The sequence below is a fragment of the Acidovorax sp. KPB24-07 genome (assembly GCF_057543315.1).
Map to the genome: position 1 here is coordinate 1 of NZ_BAAJYS010000418.1, position 2,824 is coordinate 2,824.

The following is a 2,824-nucleotide window of genomic DNA, read 5'->3' on the forward strand; positions in this document are numbered from 1 at the left end:
CAGCGTCATCCGCCGCCTTGGCCGCCGTGGTGGAAGCCGCCCTTCCTGGCGGCGGCTTTCTTCGCCGGCGCCTTCCTGGACGGTGCGGCCTGCACCGCCGGCTTGGGCGCAGCGGCCTTGCGGGGGGTGGTTTTGCGCGCGGGCGTTTTCTTGGCCGCGGGGCTTCGCGGGGCCGGTGGTGCGGCATCCTGCACCGCGGCGGGGGCCTCGGTCACCGCATCGGCCTCCTGCCCGACCAGGAAGACCTGATCGTAGGCATTGACGGCCTCGGGCGCCATCTTGCCGCGGTCGGAAAGGCACACCATCCGGAACCCGCGCTCGCGCAGCCGCAGCACCAGCGGCACGAAGTCGGCATCGCCCGAACCGATCGCGATGGTGGACGGATGCGACGGCGCATAGGACAGTTCCATCACATCGACCGCCAGGGCCACGTCCGTCGTGTTCTTGGTCAGCGACAGGTTCATGTAGGGCCGGATCATGCGGGTGCGCAGCACCTCCCCGAGCCCCTTGAGCTTGTCGGCACTGCCGTAAGCGCGGCGCAGGGACACGCTGCCCTCGTGCTGCTCCAGGGTGCGAAAGGCCTCCTCCACCCAGGCGGGCGCACACAGGTTGTCGGCGTCGATGAAGAAAGCGGTCATGGGTGGCCTCGCAGGGACTGTCGGAGCACGGCCGCCAAGGCGGGCAGGCACGCTGGGTGCGTGGTGGCGTTCACCCCACGACCCGCCACGGCAGCGCCTCGCCCGAGCGCAGCGGCTTGAGCTCGGCCTCGCCGAAGGCGAAGCTGCCCGGCGGCGTCCAAGATTCGCGGCGCAGGGTGATCGTGCCCTGGTTGCGCGGCAGGCCGTAGAACGCGGGGCCGTGGAAGCTGGCGAAGCCTTCGAGCTGGTGCAGCGCACCGGCATGGTCGAATGCCTCGGCGTACATCTCGATCGCTGCATGGGCGGTGTAGCAGCCGGCGCAGCCGCTCGCATGCTCCTTGAGGTGGGCCGGGTGCGGCGCGCTGTCGGTGCCCAGGAAGAATTTGTCGCTGCCACTGGTGGCCGCCTCCACCAGCGCCACCCGGTGCGTTTCACGCTTGAGCACGGGCAGGCAGTAGTAATGGGGGCGGATGCCGCCGGTAAAGATCGCGTTGCGGTTGTAGAGCAGGTGGTGCGCCGTGATGGTGGCCGCGGTGAAACGGTCGGCCTGCTGCACGTACTGCGCCGCATCCCGGGTGGTGATGTGCTCGAAGACGATCTTCAGTTCCGGGAAGTCGCGGCGCAGCGGAATGAGCTGCTGCTCGATGAACACGGCCTCGCGGTCGAACAGGTCGATGTCGCTGCTGGTCACCTCGCCGTGCACGAGCAGCAGCAGGCCGGCCTTCTGCATGGCCTCCAGGGTGCGGTAGGTCTTGCGCAGATCGGTCACGCCGGCATCGCTGTTGGTGGTGGCGCCGGCGGGATAGAGCTTGAGGGCGATCACACCCGCCGCCTTGGCGCGCACGATCTCCTCGGGCGCCAGGTTGTCGGTGAGGTACAGCGTCATCAGCGGCTCGAAGGCAACGCCAGGCGGCACGGCCGCCTGGATGCGCTCCTTGTACGCCGTGGCCAGGGCCGCCGTGGTCACGGGCGGGCGCAGGTTGGGCATGATGACGGCGCGCCCGAACTGGGCGGCCGTGTGCGGCACGACGGTGAGCAGCGCTTCGCCATCGCGCACGTGCAGGTGCCAGTCATCCGGGCGGGTGATCGTGAGGGTGTCGGGGGAGTGGGCAGCGGTCATGGGCGCCATTGTCCCATCGCGCCAGCCCATGAAAAAACCCTGCCCACCCGGAGGGATGGACAGGGTAAACCCCAAATCAATGGGGCGAGGGGGTTGCAGGTTGGTATTCTGATCAGCAGCCGGAGGGGCGGTTGCCGCGCATGGGAACGATGCCCGAGACGGTGATGCGGTCACCCGAGCCGTCGGTGGCCGTGAGCGTCTTGCTCAGGAGGCGCACCTGGTTGGAATCGCGCGACACGGTGGTGTCGCTCCAGTCGGTGGCGCTGAACTCGCGCTGCGAGAACGTGAGGAAGGCGATGTACAGGTTGCCGGCATTGGGCTGGTAGCGCACGTCGCCGGAGGCCTGGTCGCTGGAGCCGACCTTTTTGGCGCCGTCGAAACGGAAGGTGCAGACTTCGGGCGACGAGCCCACCGGGTTCTTCTTTTCCACGTCGGTCAGGTTGATGGTGCCGTCGCCGTACACGCCGTTCAGGCCGGAGACCGTGGCATTGCTCACCGTGAGCACGCCGGGCTGATCGCTCGGGGTGGGATCGTCATCGTTGCCGCCGCCACAGGCGGTGAGCAGCAAGGCAGTGCAGGCGGCAACGGAAAAGGTCTTGAGAAAAGCGTTCATGGGTCAGTCAGGATCGGTCGGTGGAAGCCGCAGGATCGGGTGGCATGCCCCCGTTCTCGCGACAAGTCCCGATCCTAGAAATGGCCCCTCAGCCCCCCTGTGGGCCTTTGGCAGCGGAGCCCGTAGGACAGATTCCCGCACCGCCGGGCCTGCCGGACGCAGCGCAGCAACCCTTCAGTCCAGCGCTGGGGGCGCCACCGCGGGAAACCGCACGGTGAAGCACGAGCCCCCTTCCGGGCGGTTTTCCACCTCGACCGTGCCGCCCTGGCGGACCACCAGGGCATGGACGATCGACAGCCCCAGGCCCGAGCCCTCGCCCCCGTGCCCGGGCGCGTGCGGAAAGCGGCGAAACGGCCGCGACAGCATCTCGGGCGGCAGCCCAGCCCCGGCATCGCTCACGCGCAGCGCCACGCCGGCAGCCGTCGCCTCGACCGCCACGCCCAGCCAGCCGCC

The 2,824-nt window shown here is 69.0% G+C and carries 4 protein-coding genes; all 4 read right to left on the reverse strand.

The window, feature by feature from the left end; translation table 11 throughout:
* Positions 1 to 5: 5 nt before the first annotated feature.
* Complete coding sequence (locus AC27IQ_RS21905) at positions 6 to 638, reverse strand: NYN domain-containing protein (RefSeq protein WP_487090778.1); 633 nt, start codon at positions 636 to 638, stop codon at positions 6 to 8.
* Between the two features lie 70 nt (positions 639 to 708).
* Positions 709 to 1,758 (reverse strand): dihydroorotase, encoded by a 1,050-nt coding sequence (gene pyrC / locus AC27IQ_RS21910; RefSeq protein ID WP_487090779.1) that lies wholly within the window; start codon positions 1,756 to 1,758, stop codon positions 709 to 711.
* A gap of 112 nt (positions 1,759 to 1,870) precedes the next feature.
* The gene (locus AC27IQ_RS21915; protein WP_487090780.1) at positions 1,871 to 2,371 is read right to left on the reverse strand and encodes a hypothetical protein; all 501 of its coding nucleotides are present in this window, start codon (positions 2,369 to 2,371) and stop codon (positions 1,871 to 1,873) included.
* 174 nt (positions 2,372 to 2,545) lie between these two features.
* Positions 2,546 to 2,824 (reverse strand): ATP-binding protein (locus AC27IQ_RS21920; protein ID WP_487090781.1); only part of this gene is annotated, 279 nt, incomplete at its 5' end.